5 protein-coding genes are annotated in these 5,720 nt (G+C 72.9%); 1 reads left to right on the top strand and 4 read right to left on the bottom strand.

Annotated features, from left to right (window positions below):
* The 4 genes from AB0C69_RS36915 to AB0C69_RS36900 all read right to left on the bottom strand — a co-directional run.
* Window positions 1–1,392: hypothetical protein (locus AB0C69_RS36915; protein ID WP_360360260.1), on the bottom strand; the 1,392-nt coding region annotated here is incomplete at its 3' end.
* 141 nt (window positions 1,393–1,533) lie between these two features.
* Window positions 1,534–2,544 (bottom strand): acetamidase/formamidase family protein, encoded by a 1,011-nt coding sequence (locus AB0C69_RS36910; protein WP_360360257.1) that lies wholly within the window; start codon window positions 2,542–2,544, stop codon window positions 1,534–1,536.
* The gene (locus tag AB0C69_RS36905; protein ID WP_360360254.1) at window positions 2,541–3,947 is read right to left on the bottom strand and encodes an APC family permease; all 1,407 of its coding nucleotides are present in this window, start codon (window positions 3,945–3,947) and stop codon (window positions 2,541–2,543) included. Before AB0C69_RS36905 ends, AB0C69_RS36910 begins: the two co-directional genes overlap by 4 nt.
* Window positions 3,948–4,038: 91 nt before the next feature.
* Window positions 4,039–5,184 (bottom strand): ABC transporter substrate-binding protein, encoded by a 1,146-nt coding sequence (locus AB0C69_RS36900; RefSeq protein WP_360360252.1) that lies wholly within the window; start codon window positions 5,182–5,184, stop codon window positions 4,039–4,041.
* 51 nt (window positions 5,185–5,235) lie between these two features.
* On the opposite strand from AB0C69_RS36900, the gene AB0C69_RS36895 reads away from it, so the two are divergent.
* A partial coding sequence (locus AB0C69_RS36895; protein ID WP_360360249.1) for a MarR family transcriptional regulator occupies window positions 5,236–5,720 on the top strand: 485 nt, incomplete at its 3' end.

Here is a 5,720-nt window from a genome sequence, read left to right as displayed (position 1 = left end):
CTCATCCCTCTGCCCGCCTACGCGAAACATCGGCCCCTGCCGGCCCAGGTGCTCGGGGACGTAGAGGCGGACGTCGTCGACGTACGCCTCGCCCTCGTAGTAGTTGAGGTGCGGGTCGCCGATGATGAAGGAGTCGGGGTAGGCCGAGCCCTTGGGCCAGCTGTGCTCGGTCGTGTACGTCCCGGCCGGGCCCCTGTGGACGAGCCTGCGGTCGAACCGGCCGTCGTACTCGTCCGGCGTCTGGTTGTAGTGCCAGATCGGGCGCCCGTTCTCCACGAAGTCGTGGTGGACGCGCAGCGTGGTCTGCCCGGTGTGCAGGAACGGGCCGCTCATCTCCAGCGTGTACCCGGTGCGGTCGCGCTCGATCGCGAACCGGTAGGCGGCCTTCGGCATCAGCTCCGGCCGCAGCTCGGCGCTGGTGAGGTGCCCCTCGAACCGGCCGCCCGGCCCGTACCGCCGGTCCATGGACGCCTCCCCGCACGCGGTCTTGGCGTAGTACTCGTTGCTGATGTTGTTGTTGGCGGTCTCGCGGAACAGGTCGCCGCGCGGGAACAGCGCGTTGACGCCGTTGAAGGTGCCGTCGAACGTCCGGTACATCGTGCGGGTCTTCGGGTCGCAGGTCGCGGCGTTCTTCCAGCGGGCGTCGTCGCTGTAGTAGCCGTCCATGATGGCCTTGCGCCGGAAGTGGATGCCGGGGTTGCCGTGCGGCGCCGGGTTCGCGTGGTCGAGGATCGTCAGGTAGTAGAACCCGTTCTCCCGCGTCACGTCGGGGTACTGGCACCGGGACTTCCCCGGCAGCGCGCCCTGGAACGTCCACGGGTACCGGGTCTTGCACGGCTCCCTGGTGTACCCGTTGTGCCTGCCGTCGTAGTCGAACGTGCCGCCCCGCTTGCCGCCGAACCGGATGCCCCGCAGCGTCATCTCCACCCGGTAGTACCGGGGCAGCGGGCGGGTCGGCCGGATCAGGACGCCCGCGTCCCAGCTCGGCTCGGAGATCCGCGCGACGCGGTGCCCGCCCGGCAGCGTCACGGCCGACAGCCCCGGACGGGAGTCGGGACGCCCGTCGCGGTCCTTGTCGACCGCGGCGACCTCCGCGGTCAGCCACCCCCGCTGCCCGAAGGCGACGCGCTTGCGGAACACGTTGAGGGTCTTCATCTGCCGCTCGAACAGCGGCCCGCTGATCTTCTTCCAGGCCGCCCCGTCGTCGTCGAACCCGTCGACCGCCCACGGGCTGCGCGGTCCCTGCGGGTCGAGCCGCCACGGCGCCCCGTCGACGCGCAGCGGCCGGTCGAACCGCTCCTGCGCGACCAGCTTCCACCGGCCGCCGCCTGCCGCCGTCCCCACGGACCATCCCGCGGACACGACCGCCGCGGCGGCCGTCCCGACGGCCACGCCCGCCACTTTCCAGCTCGTCCTCAAGACGCACACCCCTCCCCGCGGAGCGCGCGGCCGCGCTCCGCCCCCGAACGTCGCAACGCATCGGAATTATATGAACGCGGAGAGTGATGGAGTGGGAGGCGGAGCCCGGCGTCGTCAGCGCTGGGAGAGGTAGCTTTCGGCGGTGTCGCGCAGGCGCGCGTGGACGCCGTCGTAGGCGGAGACGCCCGGCAGCGCGGTCTTGGGCATCTTCGCGAGCATCGTGTAGTTGGTGTCGACGACGTTGCCCGCCGGGGCGAGCGCCGCCTGGCTGACCAGCTGGTAGGCGTCCAGCTCGTCCAGGCCGAGCAGCGAGGACGTCCAGGTGACCAGGTCGTGCTGGCTGATCCGGAACGCGTCCTCCAGCGGGCGGGCCGACCCGGTGGACATCAGGTGGAGGTCGTCCTCCAGGCGCGGCCAGGCCGGTGCGGCGCCCTTGACCAGGTCCACGACCACGACGGTGTCCATCGCCGCCTCCACGGCGGTGCCGCAGACCTCGCCCTCGCCCTGGCGGCAGTGGCCGTCGCCGATGGAGATCAGGCCGCCCGGCACGTTGACCGGGAAGTACGCGGTGGTGCCCGCGCGCATCTCCGGGGTGTCCATGTTGCCGCCGTGCGCGCCCGGGGTGATGCTCATGATCACCTCGCCGGCGGCCGGGGCCACGCCCACGGTGCCGTGCATGGGGTCGAGTGGCAGCTCGATCTCCAGGTCGCTCTCGCGGGCGCGGAAGCGGCAGATCCCCCGGGCGGCGTCCACGTCGTAGATCCACACCCGTTCCGGCAGGGCCTGGTGCAGCATCGCCGTCGTGTGCGTCGCGGTCAGCGCCCCGAAGTGCGGGAACGTGGACGAGACCGCCCAGTCGCGGGCGGGGCGGATGTCCGCGAAGTGCACCGCGACCGCGTCGCCGGGCTCGGCGCCCGCGACGGCGATGGGGCCGGTGACGGGGTTGAGGTAGGGGAAGGAGCACACCCGGCTCGGCAGGTCGTCCACTCCCCGGACGGCGCCGCCGAAGCAGTCCTCGGTCGTCAGCTCCACGACGGTGCCGGGCGCGACCGTGAGCGCCGCCTCCCGCCCGCCGAACGCGAAGCCGGGCTCGGTTCCCGTCATGGAGACCACGTCGAACGTCACTTCTCGTTCTCCTCCTCTGCGATGCCGGCCAGGGCCGGACGGCGGTGGGTGACCAGCAGCCCGACCAGCAGCACCAGCCCGACGCCGAGCCACAGGAAGCCCAGCTCCTGCGCGGCGACCTTCGCGTTGACCACCACGTAGGCGAGGATGCCGAAGCCGATCGCCGGCGCGATCAGGTGGCGCCACCAGTCCCGGCTGCCCGACCGGACGACGTAGTGGACGACGACCGAGACGTGCAGCACCAGGAAGGCCGTCATGGCGCCGAAGTTGACGAGCGAGCTGAGCAGGGTGATGCCGTCCTCGCGCTGCTCCATGTAGAGGCCGAGGCCCAGCGAGACGGCCGCGACCAGCAGGGTCGCGTTGACCGGGACCTGCCGCCGGGGATGGACCCTGGCGAGGAACCTCGGCAGCTGCCGGTCCCGCGCCATGGCGTACAGCAGCCGGGACGTCGCGGCCTGCGCGACCAGCGAGTTGGCGAAGCCCCACGCGATCGCGGTGGCCAGCGCGGTCAGCTTGGCCAGCCACGCCCCGCCCGCGACCCGCGCGGCGTCGTAGAACGCGGTGCCGTCCGGGTCGCCCTCCTTGACGAGCTTGTCCGGGTCGGTGACCAGCAGCGAGGCCACCCACGTCTGCACGATGAACAGCACGCCGACCAGCAGCAGCGCGGCCACCATGGACCGTCCGATGGCGCGGGCCGACTCGCGGTTCTCCTCGGCCAGCGTGGAGATGCCGTCGAAGCCGAGGAAGCTCAGGACCGCGATCGACACGGCGCCGAACACCAGCCCCCACGAGAACGTCGAGCCGTTGTAGATCGGGCTGAGGCTCCCGCCGCCGTGGCCCTTGCCCTGGGCGAGCGCCACCAGGCCCACCACCAGGAAGACCGCCAGGATGACCAGCTCGGCGACCAGCATGATCCGGTTGATGCGCGCGGTCATCTCGATGCCGAAGAAGTTGACGGCCGTGTTGAGCACGACGAACGCGATGAGCCACAGCCACACCGGGACGCCGGGCACCAGCGAGTTCATCGCCACGCTGGCGATCAGGTACAGCAGGGCCGGCACCAGCACGTAGTCGAGCAGGATCATCCAGCCGGACAGGAACCCGACCGGCGCCGCGATGCCCCGCCCGGCGTAGGTGTAGACGGACCCGGCCATCGGGAACGCCCGCGACATCTGCGCGTACGAGCCGGCGGTGAACAGCATGGCCAGCATCCCGATGGCGTAGGCGAGCGCGACCATGCCGCCCGAGCCCTGGAAGACGCTGCCGAAGATGCCGAACGGCGCGATCGGCACCATGAAGATCAGCCCGTAGACCACGAGGTCCCGGAACGTGAGGGAGCGCCGCAGCTCCTGGGTGTACCCGTAGCGCTCGATGCCCTCCGGCGGCGTGGGGTCGACGGCCATGGTCCCTCCTCGGGCGAGGACGCGGGTCGTTCCCGCTCAGCGAACCCTAGAGGCAATCTTTTCAAATGAAAAGGTTTGATCCGCAAAGATCTTAGAGGCGGGTGACGACGGTGAGGTCCAGCCCGTCCGCCCTGGCCAGGTAGCCCTCCGGACGCGGCGGGCCGAGCGGCGCCGCCGACCAGGCGCTCCGCGCGACGGGGTCGGCGCCCGCCAGCAGCCGCGCCGACGCCGCCCGCCCCTGCCGCGCGGTCAGCATGCCCGCGGCGGCCAGCGCCGCCAGCAGGTGGACGCCGTCGTAGCAGCCCTCCGCGTAGGCGTCCAGGACGGGGGCCGCCTCGCCGAACACCGTCCGGTACCGCTCGGCGAGCGCGAGCTGCCGCTCGTCCCCCTGCCCGGCGAACGACCGCATCGCCGAGTACAGCTCCCCGGTGTCGTCGCCGCCGGTGGCGAGCAGGACGTTCTCCTCCAGCGCCCCCGACAGCCGGACCACCCCGGCGGACAGCCGCGAGGCGGTGAACACCCGGTTGAACACGGCCAGGTCGCGGCCGACCAGGCTGAGCAGGACCGCCTCCGTGCCCGTCCGCGCCAGCGCGTGCACGACCTCCTCGAAGCGCGCCTCCGGGTCGTCGCCCTCCGTCCACGGGAAGGGCACGAGCCGGTCCAGCACCACCTCGCCGCCCGCCGCCCGGACCTGCCGCGCCGCCGCCCGGTGGACCGCCCGCGGCCAGATGTAGTCGCTGCCCAGCAGCGCCCAGCGCCGCAGCCGAAGCCGTGCGCTCAGCCAGCGCAGCGCGGAGCCGAGCTGCCGGTCCGGCGAGTCGCCGAGCAGGACCACGCCCTGCCGCCGCGGCCCGCCCTCGTGCGGCGGCGTGAACACGTACGGCGCCCGCCCGGCGAGCGCCGCCTCCAGGCCGCGGTGCACGTCGCTCGTGTGGAACCCCACGAACGCCTGGACGAGCCCGGCGTCGGCGAGGAAACGGGCCTCGCCCGCCACCGCGCCCGGAGCCCGCCCGGCGTCCACCGGCACCAGCTCGACGGGCCGTCCGGCCGCCCCGCCGGAGGCGTTGACCTCGGTCGCGGCCAGGCACGCGGCGCTCAGCCCGGACGGCCCGGTCAGACCGAGGGGCCCCGACAGCGGCAGCAGCAGCCCGAGCCGCAGCACGGCGGGATCCGGCCCGGTGACCAGCAACCCCGTGCCGTCCCGCACCACCGCGCGCATGATCGCCGAACCCCTCATGACCAGGCCAAGTATGCTCTTCCCACGGGCGGCTGGCGAGGGAGGCACCGGGTGGTCGAGCGGCACGGCGCGGCGGCGCGCACGGCGGAGACCGAACTCGTCGACCTGCTCACCCGCACGCAGCGGGCCCTGGCCCGCGGCCTCGGCGCCCGCCTGGACGAGGAGGGCGCGACGGTCGAGCAGTGGCGGGTGCTGCGCGCCCTCGCCGCGTCCGACGACGTCTCGATGGGCGAGCTGGCGCTCATCGTCGAGATCCCGCACCCCACCCTGACGCGGCTCGTGGACGCCCTGGTCGACTCGGCCTACCTGTACCGGTCCCACTCCACCCGGGACCGCCGCCGTGTGTCGGTGCACGTCTCCGACCTGGGCCGCGCCAAGCTGGAGCGGCTGGAGGCGCTGGCACGCGCGCACGAGCAGGCCCTCGCCGAGCGCCACGGCGACACGATCCAGAACCTGTCCGGCCTCCTGTCCGACTGGACGAACGCGTCCCGCGCGGCCGCCGTCGTGAGCTGCACCTGCCCGTTCTGGCCGCCGAT

The organism is Actinomadura sp. NPDC048032 (assembly GCF_040653175.1).
GTDB classification, from domain to species: domain Bacteria; phylum Actinomycetota; class Actinomycetes; order Streptosporangiales; family Streptosporangiaceae; genus Spirillospora; species Spirillospora verrucosospora.
This window is presented reverse-complemented; position numbering and strand designations above follow the sequence as displayed.